Raw genomic sequence first — 18,657 nt, 5'->3', positions numbered from 1 at the left:
CTAAACAAGCATGTCAGCATGACTAAACCGGAACTCGACAAACGCGACTGGATCGCCGGTCTCGAAAAGGGTCTCGCGATCCTCGAAGCCTTCGACGATCAGCACGCGCGCATGACCCCGACGCAGGCAGCGATGCGCACCGGCCTCACGCGCACCGCCGCGCGCCGCTATCTGCTGACGCTCGCGCATCTCGGCTACGTGCAGACCGACGGCAAGCTCTTCAATCTCACGCCGCGCGTGTTGCGCATGGGCTGGTCGTATTTCGAATCGGCGCGGCTGCCGCGCATCGTCCAGCCTTATCTGCAGCAGTTGAGCGCGTTGATCCACGAGTCGGTGTACGTGAGCGTGCTCGACGACTGGGATCTCGTGATCATCGCGCGCAACGGCTCCACGCGCGTGATGACGACGGGCTTCGTGCTCGGCGCGCGCGTGCCGGCCGCGCTGATGTCGGGCGGCATCGCGATGCTCGCGTACATGAACGAGGCGTCGGTGCGCGGCTGGCTGGAGGCCACCGAGTTCAAGCCTTTCACGCCGCTCACCATCACCAACAAGGACCGGCTGTACGACAAGATTCGCCAGGCGCGCGTGGATGGCTACGTCGCGATCGAGCAGCAATTGCAGATGGGCGTGCGCGGCGTCGCGGTGCCGATGAAGAACCGACACGGCGAGGTGGTGGCGGCGCTGTCGGCGAACATGCCGATCGGCAAGGAGACGGGCGAGGCGGCGCTCGCCCGTGTGTTGCAGCCGTTGCAGGAGACGGCGTTGTCGATGCTGAACGTGATCTGAGGTTTATCGTTTTTATCTTTTGGACCAGAAGTCGCGCTGCACGCGCAGCACTTCGTCCTCGACTTCATCGATCGGGCCGATCAGTTCGACCGGCTTCTGGCAATGATCGTAGACATAGCGCGACGAGACGCTCATCGTCGGATTTTCCGCGTGATTGCCGGTGGCTTCGAGCAGACGTGCTTCGGTGAGTCCGTACACGACGCGTCCGATGTTGGCCCAGTACGCCGTGCCCGCGCACATGCAGCACGGCTCGACCGATGTATAGAGCGTGCAGCCCCACAGATACTCCGGCGTGAAGTTGAGCGCCGCGACCCGCGCGAGCACCGACTCCGCGTGATTCACCGTATCGACATTGCCTTGCTCCATCAACACGGTTTCCTGATCCGGCCCGACCAGAATCGCGCCGAACGGATGATGGCCGAGCAGGGTTGCGCGCTCGGCGACGGCGCTCGCGTGCTGCAGATGCCGCACGATCTGCTCGCGCGTGGGCGCGAGACCCTGGGGCGGAAGGTCGTCGCGTCGGGTGCTTAGGGTGGTGATGGGCATGTAGGCGTCTCCTTCGCATGCTGATGGGGAGAGCAGGATAGCGCGGCAAAAAGCCGGGCGATTACGCGTGCGGCGATAGCGGGAATAAGCGCGAGGTGAGGGTTTTCGGGAGTGGGGGCTGGCGAGGGGCGTGCGGCTATGTGTGGCGGGGCTTGGCGGCTTGTGTGCGCAGTTCAAAGGTGAGGCTTTTCGGGACCAGCGCTCACGCCTCCTCACTCTCACCTAATTCCCCGTCCCTACACTCCATTCCATGGTTGCGGCGATACCGCCCGACATCGACAAAAGGAAAGGGGAAACGACATGACCCGACTCAACGTATCGGCTCGCAGCAGCGTGCTTCTCAAGCTTTCGGTGTTGAGCGTCGTCACCGCGCTCTCGCTCGGCGTCGGCTCAGCGCCGGTCTACGCGCAGTCGCTGCCGATGGATAACCCTCCGGCCGCTCACGTGCAGCCGCTCGACATACGCACGCTGCATGAAAGACTGAATCTCACCGCCGATCAGGAAGTGCAATGGCAAGCCGCGCTCGACGCGATGCGCCAGAGCCATGCTTCCGAGCGCATGAACGCCGATCAGATGCAGGCGCGCATGCAGGCGATGCTCAAGCAGCCGATCCTCGATCTCTCCGCGCTGCACGCGATGGACGAGAAGGCCCGGCAGCAGGACGCGCCGTTATCCGATCAATCGGCGAAAGCGTGGCTCAAGTTTTATAGCGGCCTGAACGATCAGCAGAAGACCACCTTCAGCGATGCGATCAGGCCGCAGTTCGAGAACATCGTGCATCATCCGGCGCGTCCCTACGAGCCGCGAACCGGGCTCTGACGCGATGATGCTCAGGACCCGCCCGTGAAAATCGGCCCTTGCCCTCCCGGCATGAACGCACGAGGCGCATGATCAGAACTTGCGCCGGACTGATCGCGCGAAGCCGTCGCCGGTGCGGGATCGCGCAGCGTGACGGCCGTCTCGGACGTAATCGGCACGCTGGGCTGCGCAAGCAGCTCGGTCTTGCGCATCGAGCCCGCCGAAGTCCCGAAGTAATAGCCGATGATGCTGATCCACGCGGTCCCGAGCGCGCCCACCACGACGTTTACGAGATCGCGATTCGCCTCGGGCAACGCGCGCAGCGCCATCAGCAGCAGGATGCCGAAGAAGCCGGCCGTGACGCTCATCGCGAGCACCTTCGGCACCCAGTCCTTGTTCGCGATGCCCATGGCGCGCGCATCGGCGCGATCGCCCGCCGCGATGCGCGCCATGTCGGCTTCGAACGACAGGCGCGCCTGCGCCGCCGCCACCACGAGTTGCTGCAACTGCAACGAGTTCGCGTTTTCCGCCTGACTGATTTTTTCCAGCGCGGCGGGATCGTTGAGCGCGGTCTCGACGACATCCGGATCGCCCGGCGTGCCGAGCGCGTGCGAGATGATCGCGGCCGCCGTCGTCACGCCGAGCCCGACCGGCCCGCCGATGAGACCCGCCAGAAGAGGCGCCTTCGCGCCGATGGTTGCCGCCACTTTCGACCAGTCCATCATGCTGCTCCCAGAAGAAGATTCGTCGCCATGCGCTCGGTCCAGCCGCGGCTGAACGTCGGCCAGGCATGCAGGCCCTTCAGATAACGCAACCGATATGCGATGAAGCGCAGGACGAAGCGCATCGGATCGGCGGCCTTCACGGCATCGACGGTATCGGGGCCGAACTTGCCGTCTTCCTTCGCGCCCGAAGCCTTCTGCATCCACAGCACGACGAGGCCGCCGTTGTAGTTCGCATCGAAGATATGGAAGGCGACGCGTGGATCGAATTCGTCGAGATGCAGCGGGTCCCAGTACTTCTGCTTGGCGATGCGTTTCGCGAGTTCGAGCGGCAGATCCTTCATCGCGCCCGCATAGCCGTAGCCGCGCGCGACGCGCGCCGTCACGCCCCACATCGTTTCGCCGCCCGGGTCCGCCGGATGGAACGAGTAGCCGCCTTCGCTGCCGATCAGCGCTTCGAAGGCGTCGTCGAAACTGTTCATGATGTTGATCTCCTTGGCGCCTGCGCGTGCCGCCGGAACTTCGCGAGTCGAACCGCGGCGCCGGAAGAAACGGGCCGGCGCGCGAGGCGACCGGCCCGGTCGCGTCAAACAGTGGCAGGCAGTCATGACGCGACGGCAGGGCTTTATGCACCCGCCGTGCCAGATCCCGCCTGAAATGCATGCGAGCCTTGTGTGACAAGGCTCTGTGCGCGCAAGGAGACGTGCGGAGAAAAGCGAACTGTCGTGCGTCGGCGAACGCTTTTCGAGCGCGTATGTTCGGCCGGCGCAGACAGCGATCAGTGGATCAGTGCGTGGCGGGCGCGAGCGACCTATCGGCTTCGCGCTCGTTCGTGCGGATCGCGATGACCGCGAGGAGCGCTGCGGCGAGCGGCACGGCGAGCGTCAGATAGAAGCCGCTCGGTCCGCCCATGTTGAGGAACGTGCCGCCGACGGCCGATCCGGCGATCGCGCCCACGCGACCCATGCCGATGGCCCAGCCGGTGGCTGTCGCGCGCAGCGTCGTCGGATATGCACCGACCACGAGATAGTTGAGCGCGATCTGCTGCCCGCCGATGCCGAGCCCCGCCGCGCCCGCGAGCGTGAACACGAGCCCCCACGACGTACCCGCATACGCAAGCCCGATGGCAATGGCGATACCGAGCGCGAGCAACGCGATCAGCAGACGCCGCGTGCTGATTTTCGGCAACACGATGGAAAGCGGAATCGCGCAGACGATGAACACCGCGTTCACGACCACCGTGCCGAGCGGCGCCTGCGCGGCGGGCAGGCCCGCGGCCTTCAGCACGGTCGGCAGCCACGACAGGAACATGAACCACGCGATCCAGTTGAAGAAGTAGACGGCCCAGATCGCCAGCGTGTTGCGCGCGTTGCCTTCGCGAAAGAGCGCGGCGACGCTCGCGCGCGTGCTCGCTTCATGCACCGCGAAGCGGGCGTCGTCGGCGAGCGGCCAGGTCACGATGCGCGAAAGCATGTCGCGCGCGGCGCGGTGATCGTCGCGCGAACGCGTCACGAGGTAATGCAGCGATTCCGGCAGCGCGAACCAGAGCAGCACGAGCAATGCGAGCGGCGCTGCGCCGCCGACGATGAACACGCCCTGCCAGCCGATCACGGGCATCATGCGCGCGGCGAGCAGGCCGCCGAGCATCGCGCCCGCGGGCAGGCCGAGCAGCACGCCGGTCATGATCGCACCGCGATGCCGTGCCGGTCCGAACTCCGCCGCGAGCGCGAGCAGCACCGGCGTGCAGCCGCCCATGCCCAGTCCCGCGATGAAGCGCAGCACGAGAATCTGCCCGGTGCCGCTCGCGAACGCCGTCGCCAGCGATGCGATGCTGAACAGCGCGACCCCGCCGAGCAGCGCCGGACGCCGCCCCACGCGATCGCCGACGAGACCGAGCGTCATCGCACCGATGGTCATGCCGAGCGTCCCCGCGATGAGGATCGGCGCGAGATCGCCGGGCGCGAGACCGAAGGCTGCGACGATGGCAGGCCCCGTATACGCGATGGCCTGCGTGTCGAAGCCATCGAAGAGGGTGGTCGCGAAGCACAACAGGAAGATGGCCCACTGAAATGGCCGGATGCGTTCCTTGTCGATCAGCGACGCGATATCGAGAGGCGTGCTCATGGTTATCTCCGTTTTTGGTATCCGCCGGAGCGTACGAGAGCAACGCGCGCCACGTCCAATACCGATGCGGACTAGGCCCATACCGTGCGGGTATGACGCGCTCATTCGATGCTCATTCTCCGTCCCTACGATGCGAATCATCAGGGCGGCGCGGTCTCATCGAAAACACTCGCACCGCTTTTCGTCGACCACGTTTCATCGAGGAGAAGAACCATGCGCCACTATCCATCGGACAGTCCGCGTGCGGCCGCGCGCATCGTCGTGATGTCGCTGATCGCGGACGGGCATATAGGCAGCGCCGAAGTCGAAGAGCTCGAACGGCGCGGGTTCTACGCGCGTCTCGGGCTCGATCCCGGCGAGCTGCATGAGATCGTGCAGGAGGTCTGCGAGGACCTCATGCGTGACGCATATCTGAGTTGGGACGATGCGTGCCGCGTCGATCCGCATGTCGTGCAACAGCTCGCCAAAGAAGTGCGCTGCGAGCGAATGCGGCGCGATGTGCTCACGCTCTGCGAATCCGCGGTGGTCGCGGACGGCGTGATGACGTTCACCGAAGCCGCCGTGATCGATGCGGTCAGGCGCGCGTGGCGCATGCACTGAAGCGTGCGACGTTCGATACAAGGAGACGACATCATGCAACAGCACATTCTCGTCGCGGTGGGACCGGGCCTGAGTCATGCCGCGCTCGCGCTCGGCATCGCGCGGGCGCGCGAATGCAACGCGCGCCTCACGGCCCTTCACGTGGTGGACCGCATGCCGTTCTGGGCCGTATCGTCCGCGCAGCATGACTTCGGCGCGGCGTTCGCCCACATCGAACAGCTCGCGCGCGAAGTCGAAAAGCGCACCTTGCAGGCGATACGCGCATCGAGCATCAACGGTCTGTGCGTGACGATGGACCTGCCGAGCGGCACGACCCTCGCGCGCACGATCGCGCAGGCGGCGCGCGAGTTCGACGCGGATCTCATCGTGCTCGGCCGCAGCAGGGCCACGAACTGGCGCTTCTGGGAAGAGCGCGTGTCCGATGCGGTGAGCCGTCACAGCAACCGGCGCGTGCTCATTGCCGATAATGAAGCGCCCGTTGCAACAAAAGCGACACCGTTACGTTTTACCATCGGCGATTCGACGCAGCACGTCACTACCCCATCGTACAGTTCGAGAGGAAGCTCGCCATGCCGGATCGCATCGTCAAACCGTCCCGACGCACCTTGCTGAAGGGGCTCGTTTCCGGCACGGGACTCGCGCTCACGGGCGCGGGTCTCGCCGATGCACTCGCGCAAGGCGTCGCGCCCGCCGTCGTCACCGCCGACAGGTTGCGTCCGCAACTGCCCGGCGGCGTGATGAGCGGCGACGTCACCGCGACGAGCGGCATCATCTGGAGCCGCGCGGACCGGCCGGCGCGCATGCTCGTCGAATATTCGACGAGCGAGAACTTCAGGACGTTTCAGCGGCGCATCGGGCCGGCGGCGCTCGAAGGCAGCGACTTCACGGCGCGCATCGATCTCACCGGCCTGCCGCCCGGCGCGGACGTGTTCTATCGCGTGCGCTTTCAGGATCTCGTCGATGGCAAGGCGCATAGCGAGCCCGTGACGGGACGCTTGCGCACGGCATCGCTCGATGCGGACAAGCCGGTGTGCTTCGTCTTTTCGGGCGATGAAGCGGGGCAGGGCTGGGGCATCAACGAGCGCTTCGGCGGCTATCGCATCTATGAAGCGATGCGCCGCGAGTCGCCGGATTTCTTCATCCATCAGGGCGATCAGATCTATGCCGACAGCGTGATCGAAGCCGACGTGCGTCTGCCCGATGGCACGCTGTGGACCAATATCGTCACCGAAGGCAAGTCGCACGTCGCGCAGACGCTCGACGATTATCGCGCGGCTTTCGCCTATAACCAGCTCGACAAAAACAAGCGCCGCTTCGCCGCCGAAGTGCCGTTCCTCGTGCAATGGGACGATCACGAAGTGCGCAACAACTGGTATCCGGGGCAGCGCATCGGTGAGGCCGAGAAGCGCTATCAGACGCGCTCGATCGATCTGCTCGAAGCGCGCGCGAAGCAGGCGATGTTCGAATACAACCCGTATCGCATCAACCAGCTCGATCCGGAACAGGTCTATCGCGGCTTTCAGTTCGGCCCGCTGCTCGACGTGTTCATGCTCGATGAGCGCTCGTATCGCGGCGCGAATTCGCCGAACCGGCAGACGCGTCTCGATGCCGATTCGGCGTTCCTCGGCTCGCAACAGACGGCGTGGCTGAAGGCATCGCTGAAGGCGTCGCGCGCGACGTGGAAGGTGATTGCGAGCGACATGCCGATCTCGCTCGTCGTGCCCGATGCGAACCCCGATGTGCCGAAGGGCACGTTCGAAGCCTGGGCCAACGCGGAAAACGGCGCGCCGCTCGGACGCGAACTTGAGCTGGCGGAGATCCTGCGCTTCATCAAGCAGGAAGACATCCGCAATGTCGTGTGGATCACGGCCGACGTGCACTATGCGCAGGCGACGCACTACGATCCGTCGCGCGCGAAGTTCACCGAATTCAAGCCGTTCTGGGAATTCGTCGGCGGCCCGATCAATGCAGGCACCTTCGGCCCCAACGATCTCGACATGACCTTCGGGCCTGAATTGCGCTACGTGAGCGTGCCGAAGGACAACCCGCAGAACCGCTCGCCCGCGGCGCTGCAGCAGTTCTATGGCCGCGCGAAGATCGATCCCGCGAGCCGCGCGCTGACCGTCTCGCTGCATGACCTGGACGGCCGCTCGCTCTACGAGGTGAAGCTCGATCCGGAGGCGTGAACTGGCCTGCCCGCGCGGATGCGAAGCGTTCATGGACGCTTCGGCCCTCGTTCGCGCACACTGACGGGCATTCGAACGGACCCGCAACCGCCATGAACGGACACGTCTTTTTCAGTGCGAATCTGCTGATCGCTTACTCGGCGTATTTCGTCGGCACGGCGAGCCCCGGGCCGAGCAATCTCGCGATCATGTCGATTGCGAGCACGTCGGGGCGGCGCGCGGCTTTCGCATTCGCCGCGGGCGTGATGTCCGGCTCGTTCTTCTGGGCGATGCTCGCCGCGCTCGGCCTTTCCGCCGCGCTGACGGCGTATTCGGGCTTTCTCATCGGCGTGAAGATCTGCGGCGGGATCTATCTGCTGTGGCTCGCGTTCAAGTCGGGGCGCGCGGCATGGAAGCCGCCGGTGCGTCGATCATCGGCGGATGCGCGGGGACAAAGCGGCCGCAAGCTCTACGCGCGCGGCGCGCTGCTGCATCTCACCAACCCGAAGGCGATTCTCGTGTGGATGTCGGTGGCGGCGCTCGGATCGTCGGCGGGCGAGGGGCCGGGTCATATGCTCTCGGTCGTCGCGGGGTGCCTGTGCATCGGCGCGTGCGTGTTCGGCGGCTATGCCGCGCTCTTTTCGATGGCCGCCGCGCGGCGCATTTACAAGCGCATCCAGCGTGGTCTCGATGCCTGCCTCGCGCTCGTGTTCGGCGCGGCGGGCATTCGGCTGCTGACGTCGCGCGTGTAGCGGATTTGCCGCATCTTTTGCGGTTCGGCTTTGCTTCTGGACGATCGGCGGCTACGCTCAAGGCACACGCCTGAACAATCGCCAGAACGATGCCCACCGATTCCCCGCGCCACGCTCATCCCCTTCAGCACGAAAGCGCCGCGGCGCTGGGCTCGCTCGTCCACATCATCCGCGATGCGTTCACCGCGCTCGGGCGGGAACTCATCGCCATCAGACCGACGCCGGCGCGCGCGCTCTTCGCCACCCAGGCGATGCTGTCGGTCGGGCTCGCCGTGGCGCTCGCCTATGCGTTCCACCTGAGCAACATCTGGTGGGCGGCGATCAGCGGCTTTGCCGTCATGCAATCGAAGTTCTCGGCGTGCGCGCAGCGCGGCGTGCAGCGCGTCGTCGGCACGGTGGCGGGGGCGCTCATCGGCGCGGTGGCGGGGCCGGTGATCGGCGACATGCCGTGGCTTTTCGTGCCGCTGCTCGGCGTGATCGTTGGGGTGTCGGTGTATCGCGCGCTCGTGTCCGACGCGGGCTACGCGTGGGTGCTCGGCGCGGTGACGGCGCTGATGGTGACGTTCGAGGCGCATCGGCTGGTGTCGGCGGCGGCGACGGCGTCGTTCGCGCTGCTGCGCGTGGCGGAGGTGATCGTCGGGACGGTGGCGTGCGTGGCCGTGTCGGCGCTGTTTCATGCGGGCGTGCAGCACTACCGGAAGTCGCGCGGGACGCCGCCGGTGCCGCGCGCGCAGGCGGCATCTACAGTCGATCGCGTCGACGGCGTCAACGCGCAGACCGTCACCGTGATTCCTTCCGATGCCGCGCAGGCCGTGCAGGCGCTCGATGCGATGCATATCGCGCGCGCCGAGCAGACCGCGCTCGCGATGCGCAAACGCCTCGCGTGGCAGGCCGCGTGGTCGGTGATGATTCTGGCGGCGCTCGCCTACACGTGGAATCTGCCGGGTTTCGCGCAGGCGATGGTGACGGCGGTCGCCGTGCTGATCCTGCCTGCATCGGCGCTCGGCAAGCCGACGCACAAGCCTGTCGCCGAGCGCATGGTGCAGCGGTTCATCGGTTGTCTGCTGGCGGGGGCGGTGAGTCTTGCGCTACTGCCCGTGCTCGGCGAGAACGCGCTCGCCTGCATGTTCGCGCTGTGCGCGGGCGTGTGGATGGGCTGTCACGTGCAGACGGGTGCGCAAGGCGCGAGCTATGTCGGTCGGCAGTTCGGCATCGCGTTCATCATGGTGTTCGTGCAGGATCATCATTGGTCGTCGGATCCGATGCCGGCGGCGATGAGGCTTGCGGGGATTCTGGGCGGGATCGTGGTGTTGTCGGGGGTGATGGCGGTGGGGGCGGGGTGGGAGAGGCGCAAGGGAACGAAGGCAATGTCTGGCGGATTTCGGTGAGGGTTTGTCGCCGGATCCCGTTTTCGCGTTGGTCTATAAGCGTTGCCCCTGTGCGGGGCGGCAGTCACTTTCTTTGCTGCTGCAAAGAAAGTAACCAAAGAAAGCAGCTTTCCCCATCCTGAACGCTTCAAGCCGGCCGCGGCACAGGCGAACCCTTAGGGCACAGCCGTAGCGAGTGCCCTCGTAGGTCTAACCGGGCGTGGACCGCGCACGGTCTGACTCATCGCGCCGCGAGCGTGCCTGGTTCAGCACGAAATGGCTCCAGCCCGCTTCGCGGCCGACCGGTCAATCGGGAATGCGCGTGCGTCCCGCTGGTTTCCCTTGCATACCCCACGGCAGCGCGTAGCGCTGTGCCGGAACTCTTCCGTGCTGAACCAGCGCGCTGAAACGACTAGCTTGTCAGACCGTGCGCGGTCCACGCCCGAGGTGACCTATGAGGGCACTCGCTACGGCTGTGCCCGAAACGATCGCCTGTGCCGCGGCCGGCATGAAGCGTTCCGGATGGGAAAAGCTGCTTTCTTTGCCTACTTTCTTTGCAGCAGCAAAGAAAGTAGGTGCCGCCCCGCACAGGGGCAACGCTAACCGACCGACTCGAAAACGGGATCCGGCGAAAGTCAATCAAGCAACTTTGCATCCCTCAACAACAGCACACTCCGACGCGCCGGCCCACGGCGCCCAAGCCCTCAAGCCTCCTCCGCCCAAGCCTGATTCTCCCGCGCCATCAGCGCGCTCGACGCCGCCGGCCCGAACGTCCCCGCCGTATACCCACGCGGCCGATCGCCCAGTTCCTTCCAGCCATTGAGGATCGGTTCGACCCACGTCCACGCCGCTTCCAGTTCATCGCGCCGCATGAAGTGCGTGAGCCTGCCGCGAATCACATCGATCAACAAGCGCTCATACGCCTCGGCGCGCCGCTGCGTCATCGCCTGCTGGAGATCGAGATTGAGCGTGACCGGCTGCATGTGCATGCCGCTGCCCGGTTCCTTCGCCATCATCTGAAGCTGAATGGATTCTTCCGGCTGCAGCGTGATGGTGAGCCGGTTGCCGTAGTGACGCGGGCCGTCCGGAATGATCGAGAACGGCAGGTCCGCGAAGTCGATGACGATCTCCGAGCGACGGTTCTGCATGCGCTTGCCCGTGCGCAGGAAGAACGGCACATTGGCCCAGCGCCAGTTGTTGATATGCGCGCGCAACGCGACGAAGGTTTCCGCGCGGCTGTCGGCCGGCACGTTCTGCTCTTCGAGATAGCCCTTCACCGCCTCGCCGCCCACCGCACCCGCCGTGTACTGGCCGCGCACGGTATCGCGCGCGGTATCGGCGACGGTCATCGGCCGCAGCGACTTCAGCACCTTCAGCTTCTCGTCGCGCACGGCGTCGGGATCGAGCGATACGGGCGGCTCCATCGCGACGATGCACAGCAGTTGCAGCAAGTGGTTCTGCACCATGTCGCGCAATGCGCCGGTGTGATCGTAGAAGCCCGCGCGGCTGCCGACGCCAACCGTCTCCGACACCGTGATCTGCACGCTCTTGATATACGGCGCCTGCCACAGCGGCCCGAAGATCGCGTTGCCGAAGCGCAGCACCATCAGGTTCTGCACGGTTTCCTTGCCGAGATAATGGTCGATGCGATAAATCTGCTCTTCCTTGAAGTGCTTGCCGACCGCATCGTTGATCGCGCGCGCGGAAGCGAGATCGTGACCGAGCGGCTTTTCCAGCACCACGCGCGCGTGGTCGTCGAGAATGCCGGCGTTGTCGAGGTTCTCGCAGATGGTGACGAACAGTTCCGGCGACGTCGACAGATACAGCACGCGCTGCGAGCCGGGCCGCACGGCCTGCGCGAGACGCTGGAAGTCGGACGGGTTTTCGACATCGACCCGCACGTAGTCGAACAGCGCGAGGAATTTGTCCCACGACTGCGCATCGAACGCCTTGGCGTCGATGAACGGGCGCGCCTGTTCTTCCATGAAGTTTTTCAGGTAATCCTCGCGCGCCCAGTCCTTGCGGCCGATCGCGAGAATGCGCGTGTCGGCGGGCAGGTTGCAGTGCATGTGCGCCATGTAGAGCGCGGGCAGCAGCTTGCGCGCCGCCAGGTCTCCGCCGCCGCCGAAGATGATCATGTCGAGCGGGCGTTCATTCGAGGGAGAAGTTGGATTCGTCATGGTGCGTGAGCCGGTAAAGGTTCAGGAAAGCCGAAAGCGCGGCGATCGGTGCGATCGTTCGAGACAGCTATGTTGCATGTTTTGCCGGCATTTTGCACGGCAGTCGTGCTAACGGACGTTCGATTCGACGGACGATGGACGAAATGTCACCGACAGCGCGTATGTTTAGCGCGTTTCAGCGCAACGATTCATCGGCGCGCAGAGTGGTCACGGCGAGGTCGAGAAACGCGCGCACCTTCTGCGTGACATGGCGTCCTTCGCGATGCACGAGATGGATCGGCAAGGGCGGCGGCTCGAATTCGGGCAGCACGATGACGAGACTTCCCTCGTTCACATGCTGCGCGATCTGATACGACATCAGCCGCGCGATGCCGAAATCCGCGAGCGCGGCGGCGATGGCCGAATCGTTGGTGGTCGTCGTGAAGCGCGCATGGTTGCGCACGAGAATCTGCCGCTCGCCGTCATGCAGCCGCCATTCCGGCGGCGTCGACGAGCCCGTCGACGCAATCACGACATGCGCGGCGAGATCGTCGGGATGACGCGGGGTGCCGTGCTTCGCGAGATACGCGGGCGACGCGCACAGCACGCGCCGCACGCGCCCGACACTGATCGCCTGCAACGATGAATCCGGCAGTTGCGCGATCCGCACCGCCACGTCGATGCCCTCGTCGACAAGATTGACGACGCGGTCGACGAACCAGCAGTTCGCATCGGCTTCGGGATAGCGCTGGAGATAGTCGAGCACGATCGGCGTGACGTGCAGCCTGCCGAACATCACCGGCGCGGTGATCGAAAGCAGGCCGCGCGGGGACGAGTGCGTGCCCGTCGCGGAGAGTTCGGCGGAGTCGATTTCGCCGAGGATGCGGCGGCAGTCCTCGAAATAGCCGCTGCCGGTGTCGGTGAGGCGCACGACGCGCGTCGTGCGCGTGAGCAGGCGCACGCCGAGGTGTTCTTCCAGCTCAGTCACGACGCGGCTCACGACGGAAGGCGAGACGTCGAGCTTGCGCGCGGCCGAGGCGAAGCCGCCGGTTTCGACCACCGTGACGAAGGTCGTCATTGCCTGTAAACGGTCCATGAGAAAGCACGAGGCACGCGGGCTTGAAGGATGCCGTGCATTCTCGGGGATATGCGCGCGGGGCACAATCGTTAAAGATCCAGCTTGAGCGTGTCTCCTTCTTCGGCGGCGGGCATCGCGCAGCAGATCAACGCTTCATGGTCGCCGACATGGAACGCCGGCTCGCTTTCATACGACACCGCGCCCTGCACGATGCGCGTGCGGCATGTGCCGCAGGTGCCGCCCCGGCAATTGAACTCCGGCGCGAGGCCGCTCGCTTCCGCGAGTTCCAGCAACGTGCCGCCGCCCGGTTTCCATTGCGCGTCTTTGACCGACTTCACAAAGCTTACTTTCACCGGTTCGGTCGCGGCCGGGCGCATCGGCTTGACGTCCGCGCCGCGATCCGCCGTGCGTTTCAGCGCCGACGGCCCGAACGCTTCCGCATGAATGCGCGTATCGGCGACGTTGAGCGCGCGCAGGCCATCGTAGAGCGTCTGCATGAACGCGCCCGGCCCGCACAGATAGAAGTCGTAGTCGTTGAAAGGCAGGCGGCTCGTCAGCAGATCGATGTCGATGCGCCCCGATGCGTCGTAATCGCGCGTGAGGCTCGCCCCCTCCGTGTCGCTCAGCACGCGGATCACGTTGACCGCGCCGCCCGCGCTTTGCTCGAGCGCGTCGATTTCCCGCGTGAACGCGCGGTTTGCGAGCGAATGCGCCGACACGATCATCCAGACCGGCCGCACGCGACGCTTGCGCAGGCCTTCGTAGACGATGTGCCGCAGCATCGCGAGCATCGGCGTGACGCCGACGCCCGCCGCCATCAGCACGGCAGGACGCCGCTCGAGCGCATCGATCGTGAAGTCGCCCGCGGGCGCGCGCGCTTCGATGACGCCGCCGACTCGCAAGGTGTCGTGCAGATGCGCGGACACGCGTCCGCCGCGCTTCACGCTGATCCGGTACAGACCGTCCGACGGCGCGACCGACAGCGTGTAGGTGCGAATCACCGGCTTCGCTTCGCCCGGCAGCGTCACGCGAATCGGCAGATGCTGGCCGGCCAGATGCGGCACGATGCCCGCGCCGTCGGCGGGTTCGAGATGGAAGGAGCGGATCGTATCGCTTTCATCGACGATCTTGCTCACGCGGAACGTGCGCCACACGTTGGCGAGTGCGGCGGCCTTGAGGCGCTCGGCCACTTGCGCCCAGTCGCCGGTCATCAGCGAATTGGGCGATGCGCCGTCGCCGCGCGCCTTCCACCGTATCGGCAGCGCTTCCGCGCGATACACGATGCGGCGCGGCGTGAAGCGCCACAGCCGCTCCGCGCCCTGGAACGCGGCGGTTTCGGGCGAATCGAGCAGCACTTCGGCGTCGCCCGCGAGTTGCAGCAGGTCGCCGCTTTCGAAGTCGGCGAACACGAGGCCCGCGCGGCCATTGACGAGAATATTGCCGAGCGTGTTGAAGAACAGATTGCCCGCGAAATCGGGAATGGTGAACGAGCCGTCGTCCGCGAGACGCACGAAGCCCGGCTTGCCGCCGCGATGCGACACGTCCACTTGCCGATGCCCGTCCTCGCGATCGAAATACGACGCGACGAAGAACGCGTCCGCGCCCGTGATCATCGCCGTGGCGCGCGGCGAAAGCGCGTCGAGCAGGACCGGCTGCACGGGCGAAGGCGTGGCCGGATCGCGCACGAACTCGAAATCGCGCAACTGGATGTACTGCGGGCAATTGCCGTAACTCTGCTCGACGGCCACGGCGAAATCCACGTTCGCGCCGTCGCGGCTGATCACGCCGTTCATGCGGTTGCGCCGCCGCGTGTGCAACTCGATGCCGAGCAGCCCGATCGATGCGCCGTCGTCCATGCCGGCGTCGGCGGGATCGAGCGGATCGCGAGCGCGGCTGATCGACAGCGTTTTCGCGTCGGGCGTGCGCATGAAGCCGGGATGCCCGGCGACGAGCGTCGCCCACGGATCGCCGTGTTCGTCGACCGCGCCCGCCACGATGAACGGCAACTGCGCGAAGAACTGGCGATGCTGGTCCGGCATGTAATCGCGCACGACGCGCCGCCCGACGCCGTCCATGCGCTCGTATGCGCCGAAGGCTTTCTGGATGGCGATTTCACCGCGATGCCACGGCGAAGGCGTGGCGACGGGGGCTGTGTTCGGCAGCACGGAAGTGGACATGATCGTATGCCTCTTCGAGTCAGGCGCGGCGGCGGGGCCGCCGCGCTCACTTTACGCCGCGAGACCCGCGGCCGTCTTTTGAAACGGAAGGAAACCGGGCAGCGCCTCGACGCGCTTGAGCCACGCATTCACGTTCGCGTAAGCGGAGAGATCGACGTTGCCTTCGGGCGCGCTCGCAATGTAGCTGTAGAGCGCGACATCCGCGATGGTCGGATGCGCTGCGCCGATATCCGCGATCCACTCGCGGTTCGCCAGTTCCGCGTCGATCACTTTCAGCACGTTATGCGCGCGGGCGATGACTTCGTCCGCGTCGAATTTCGCGCCGAACACGGTGATGAGGCGCGCGGCGGCCGGTCCGAACGCGATCTGCCCCGCCGCGACCGAGAGCCAGCGCTGCACGGCGGCGGCTTCTGCGGGCGTGTCGGGCAGCCACTTCGCAGCGCCGGATTTCTTCGCGAGATAGACGAGAATCGCGTTCGAATCGGGGACGACCGTCTCGCCGTCCACGAGCACCGGAAGCTGGCCGAAGCGGTTCAGTTTCAGGTACTCGGGCGTCTTGTGCGCGGCGGCGGCGAGGTCGACGAACACGTCCTCGTGCTCGATGGAAAGCAGATTGAGGAAAAGACGCGCGCGGTGCGAATGGCCGGACAGCGGATGGTAGTAGATCTTCACGGCAGGTTCCCTGATTCGGTTGGCGGCCGGGAGAAATCCCGTCCTGTGAATCAAGTATGGGTTCTTGCGCGAAGAAGGAGAATGGCAGGCAAATTCAAATCACTGTTCTCGATGCGAGAACAGTGACGCGTTTATCTACGATGCTCGATTGCGCATGAACGGCAGCGGCACCTCGGGCGGAATCGGGCAGACGTACGGTTTGCCGTGACGGCGTTCGATCAGCTCCGCCCTGGCTTCGTCGATGAGCGCGGGCGTCGCGATCAGCTCCAGCGCGGACGCCGCGAGCGTCTTCGCCGCGAGCAGCATGCCCTTGTGCGCGAGCGACGTCTTGCCCTGCGCGACGAGCTGCCACGAATGGAACGGCGTGCCGAACGCGAAACAACTGACGAAACATTGCGCGGTCGGCGTGACCCAGCTCACGTCGCCGACATCGGTCGAGCCGTAGAGCGGCTTTTCGTTGCCCGGCTCGTAGGCATCGATGCGATCGAACAGCGGCGCCGGATTGCGCCATGCATGCGACAGGGAGCGCGACGCGCTTTCGATATCGTCGTCGGTCAGCGTGTCCGCTTGCAGGCGGCGCGCGAACGCGGTTTCGTCGGCGCTGTAGGACGGCGCGCCGAACGCATGCAGATGCCGGTCCACGACGCGATTGAGCACCGCATTCTGCAGCAGGTTCGAGCACGCCTTGTCGAACACGATCTCGACGCGGCAGCCCGTCATCAGTGCCGCGCCGCGCGCCACGTCGCAGACGCGTGCGTACAGGTCGGCGGCCTGATCGTTGCGCGGGGCGCGCACGAGATACAGCACTTCGGCGTTCGCTTGGACGACGTTCGGCGACAGCCCGCCGGTATTGGTCACCGCGTAATGCACGCGCGCCTCGGGCAGCATGTGCTCGCGCAGATAGTTCACGCCGACGTTCATCAGCTCGACCGCATCGAGCGCGCTGCGGCCCAGATGCGGCGACGCCGCCGCGTGCGACGCCTTGCCGTGAAAGCGGAAATACGCCTGGATGTTGGCGAGCGAACTGGCCGCGAACACGCCCGTATGCGAGGCGGGATGCCAGCACAGCGCGACATCGACGTCGTCGAAGAGGCCTGCGCGCGCCATGAAGGTCTTGCCGGAGCCGCCTTCCTCCGCCGGGCAGCCGTAGAAGCGCACCGTGCCCCGTTGACCGCTCTGCTTCAGTTGCGCGGCCACCGCCACCGCCGCCAGATGCGACGCCGTGCCCAGTAGATGATGCCCGCAGCCGTGACCGTTGCCGTTGGCGATGTCGTCCGCCGGCCGGCATTGCAGCGCGCCGGCTTCCTGGCTCATGCCGGAGAGCGCATCGTATTCACCGAGTATCGCGATGACCGGGCCGCTTTCGCCCCATTGCGCGACGAACGCGGTCGGAATGCCAGCGACGCCGCGCGTCACGCGAAAGCCGGCCGCTTCGAGCGCATCGATATGCAGGCGCGCGGACGCGGTTTCCTCGTAGCGCAATTCCGCGAGCTGCCAGATGGAATCGGCGAGCGCGATATAGCGCGTCGCGTGTTCGTCGATGTACGCGGTGGCGATGTGGGTCATGTCGGTCGATGTCTCCATGTCGAAAGGGAAAGGAAAGTCAGAACTTCTTGCGCAGCCCGAGCGCGACGACGAACGGATTCACGCCTGGCGCGGCGAGCGGATCGGAGCCGAAGGAAAGTTGCGAGCGTCCCTGATTGCGAAAGCCGCCGACGCGCGCATAGACGCCCGTCAGTTTCGAAAACTGGTAGTCGTAGCCGACGAGCGCGCCGAACGCGCTGTCCTCGCGGCCCGCGACGTTGCGATACACCGCGCCCGCGCGAATCACGTGCGGGCCGTGGGTCCACACCGCGCCGAGCGAATAGACCGCCGCGACATACGTGTTCGGCGCGGTGGGCCGCGTGAGCGTGTAGGTGGCCGAGGCCGCGAGCGCGCCGAAGTCGTACAGCACGTCGGCCATCACGATGTCGGTGCGCGGGCCGTCGGGCGTGCTGGCCGCCGGGCCGTGCGGCGTATCGGTCCACACGGCGTTGTAGGCGACGTTGAACGCGAGCGGCCCGTTCGCGTAATTGACGATCCCGCCCGCGTTGCGCGCGACCGGACTTGCGCCCGCCGCATTGCGCAGCGCGTACAGCACCTTCGCGCTGAAGCCGGACCAGATCGGCGTTTCGTAGCTGATGGCGTTGTCGGTGCGCGCCTGCACGGTCGCCGCGCCCGGCCCGAGATCGGACACCGCGAGCACGCTGCTCGCCCACGGCGAGAGCATGCCGACCGCATAGAACGGATCGGCGCCTTCGGGCGGAATCGCCGGATATTGCTTGCCGAGCTTGATCGTGCCGAAGCGCTGCGCGCCGAGCCATACGTTCGCTTCGCGGTTGTAGATCGAGGTCGCGCTTTGCTGCTGGCCGTTCATCAGGTTGATGCCGCTTTCCAGCCGGAAGCCGGAATAGACGCCGCCGCCGAGATCCTCGCTGCCGGTGATGCCCCAGCGCGAGGTCGACGCGCCGCCGCTCTGCAGGCGCCACGCCGTATCGCCGCTGTTGTTCGAGTACTGGAGAAAGCTGTCGACGGCGCCGTAGAGCGTCATCGACGCAAAAGCGGACGGGGCGCACGCGCTGGCGCCGATGAAGCCGAGCGCGCAAACCATGCGCGCTGCGTGGAAAGTCGTGAAATGCATGTCTCGTGTTCTTGTTTGAGTGTGCCGGCGG

General features: G+C 65.8%; 17 protein-coding genes. 7 read left to right on the top strand and 10 right to left on the bottom strand.

Annotated elements, in window-relative coordinates:
- The first annotated feature begins 18 nt into the window (after nt 1–18).
- Nucleotides 19–786, top strand: coding sequence for an IclR family transcriptional regulator domain-containing protein (locus AWB80_RS12980; RefSeq protein WP_061175073.1), 768 nt, complete (start codon nt 19–21; stop codon nt 784–786).
- 12 nt (nt 787–798) lie between these two features.
- Here the strand turns inward: AWB80_RS12980 and AWB80_RS12975 are convergent, their stop codons facing one another.
- The gene (locus AWB80_RS12975; protein WP_061175072.1) at nt 799–1,332 is read right to left on the bottom strand and encodes a nucleoside deaminase; all 534 of its coding nucleotides are present in this window, start codon (nt 1,330–1,332) and stop codon (nt 799–801) included.
- A 300-nt stretch (nt 1,333–1,632) separates the two neighbouring features.
- Here AWB80_RS12975 and AWB80_RS12970 point away from each other — a divergent pair, with 300 nt between their 5' ends.
- Complete coding sequence (locus AWB80_RS12970) at nt 1,633–2,151, top strand: Spy/CpxP family protein refolding chaperone (RefSeq protein ID WP_061175071.1); 519 nt, start codon at nt 1,633–1,635, stop codon at nt 2,149–2,151.
- A gap of 11 nt (nt 2,152–2,162) precedes the next feature.
- Here the strand turns inward: AWB80_RS12970 and AWB80_RS12965 are convergent, their stop codons facing one another.
- The 3 genes from AWB80_RS12965 to AWB80_RS12955 form a co-directional block, all read right to left on the bottom strand.
- Nucleotides 2,163–2,852 (bottom strand): hypothetical protein, encoded by a 690-nt coding sequence (locus tag AWB80_RS12965; protein WP_061175070.1) that lies wholly within the window; start codon nt 2,850–2,852, stop codon nt 2,163–2,165.
- Nucleotides 2,852–3,334 (bottom strand): glycoside hydrolase family 108 protein, encoded by a 483-nt coding sequence (locus tag AWB80_RS12960; RefSeq protein ID WP_061175069.1) that lies wholly within the window; start codon nt 3,332–3,334, stop codon nt 2,852–2,854. The genes AWB80_RS12965 and AWB80_RS12960 overlap by 1 nt, the downstream gene beginning before the upstream one ends.
- Before the next feature lie 304 nt (nt 3,335–3,638).
- The gene (locus AWB80_RS12955; RefSeq protein ID WP_425266851.1) at nt 3,639–4,982 is read right to left on the bottom strand and encodes an MFS transporter; all 1,344 of its coding nucleotides are present in this window, start codon (nt 4,980–4,982) and stop codon (nt 3,639–3,641) included.
- A gap of 207 nt (nt 4,983–5,189) precedes the next feature.
- Between AWB80_RS12955 and AWB80_RS12950 the strand changes: the two genes are divergently transcribed.
- From AWB80_RS12950 to AWB80_RS12930, 5 genes are all read left to right on the top strand, one after another.
- The gene (locus AWB80_RS12950) at nt 5,190–5,576 is read left to right on the top strand and encodes a tellurite resistance TerB family protein (protein ID WP_061175067.1); all 387 of its coding nucleotides are present in this window, start codon (nt 5,190–5,192) and stop codon (nt 5,574–5,576) included.
- 33 nt (nt 5,577–5,609) lie between these two features.
- The gene (locus AWB80_RS12945) at nt 5,610–6,188 is read left to right on the top strand and encodes a universal stress protein (protein WP_061175066.1); all 579 of its coding nucleotides are present in this window, start codon (nt 5,610–5,612) and stop codon (nt 6,186–6,188) included.
- On the top strand, nt 6,146–7,762 hold the full coding sequence (locus AWB80_RS12940) for an alkaline phosphatase D family protein (RefSeq protein WP_061175065.1): 1,617 nt from the start codon (nt 6,146–6,148) through the stop codon (nt 7,760–7,762). The genes AWB80_RS12945 and AWB80_RS12940 overlap by 43 nt, the downstream gene beginning before the upstream one ends.
- A gap of 92 nt (nt 7,763–7,854) precedes the next feature.
- Nucleotides 7,855–8,493 carry a LysE family translocator gene (locus AWB80_RS12935; protein WP_061175064.1) on the top strand — a complete coding sequence of 213 codons (639 nt, stop codon included), beginning with the start codon at nt 7,855–7,857 and terminating at the stop codon, nt 8,491–8,493.
- A gap of 89 nt (nt 8,494–8,582) precedes the next feature.
- Complete coding sequence (locus AWB80_RS12930; RefSeq protein ID WP_061175063.1) at nt 8,583–9,881, top strand: FUSC family protein; 1,299 nt, start codon at nt 8,583–8,585, stop codon at nt 9,879–9,881.
- 683 nt (nt 9,882–10,564) lie between these two features.
- Here AWB80_RS12930 and zwf read toward each other — a convergent pair.
- The 6 genes from zwf to AWB80_RS12900 all read right to left on the bottom strand — a co-directional run bounded on the left by zwf (nt 10,565) and on the right by AWB80_RS12900 (nt 18,626).
- Nucleotides 10,565–12,040 carry a glucose-6-phosphate dehydrogenase gene (gene zwf / locus AWB80_RS12925; RefSeq protein WP_061175062.1) on the bottom strand — a complete coding sequence of 492 codons (1,476 nt, stop codon included), beginning with the start codon at nt 12,038–12,040 and terminating at the stop codon, nt 10,565–10,567.
- A 175-nt stretch (nt 12,041–12,215) separates the two neighbouring features.
- Nucleotides 12,216–13,115, bottom strand: coding sequence for a LysR family transcriptional regulator (locus tag AWB80_RS12920; protein ID WP_061175061.1), 900 nt, complete (start codon nt 13,113–13,115; stop codon nt 12,216–12,218).
- Between the two features lie 71 nt (nt 13,116–13,186).
- Entirely contained in the window at nt 13,187–15,274 is a 2,088-nt protein-coding gene (locus AWB80_RS12915) for a 2Fe-2S iron-sulfur cluster-binding protein (protein WP_061175060.1), read from the bottom strand.
- 51 nt (nt 15,275–15,325) lie between these two features.
- Complete coding sequence (locus AWB80_RS12910) at nt 15,326–15,946, bottom strand: glutathione S-transferase family protein (protein WP_061175059.1); 621 nt, start codon at nt 15,944–15,946, stop codon at nt 15,326–15,328.
- A 135-nt stretch (nt 15,947–16,081) separates the two neighbouring features.
- Complete coding sequence (locus tag AWB80_RS12905) at nt 16,082–17,512, bottom strand: M20 family metallopeptidase (RefSeq protein WP_061175249.1); 1,431 nt, start codon at nt 17,510–17,512, stop codon at nt 16,082–16,084.
- 37 nt (nt 17,513–17,549) lie between these two features.
- Nucleotides 17,550–18,626, bottom strand: coding sequence for a porin (locus tag AWB80_RS12900; protein WP_087131235.1), 1,077 nt, complete (start codon nt 18,624–18,626; stop codon nt 17,550–17,552).
- Nucleotides 18,627–18,657: the final 31 nt, after the last annotated feature.

It is taken from the genome of Caballeronia pedi (genome assembly GCF_001544915.2).
Lineage (GTDB): Bacteria > Pseudomonadota > Gammaproteobacteria > Burkholderiales > Burkholderiaceae > Caballeronia > Caballeronia pedi.
The sequence above is the reverse complement of the archived record's forward strand: the minus strand, read 5'-3'. Positions and strand labels throughout refer to the sequence as shown.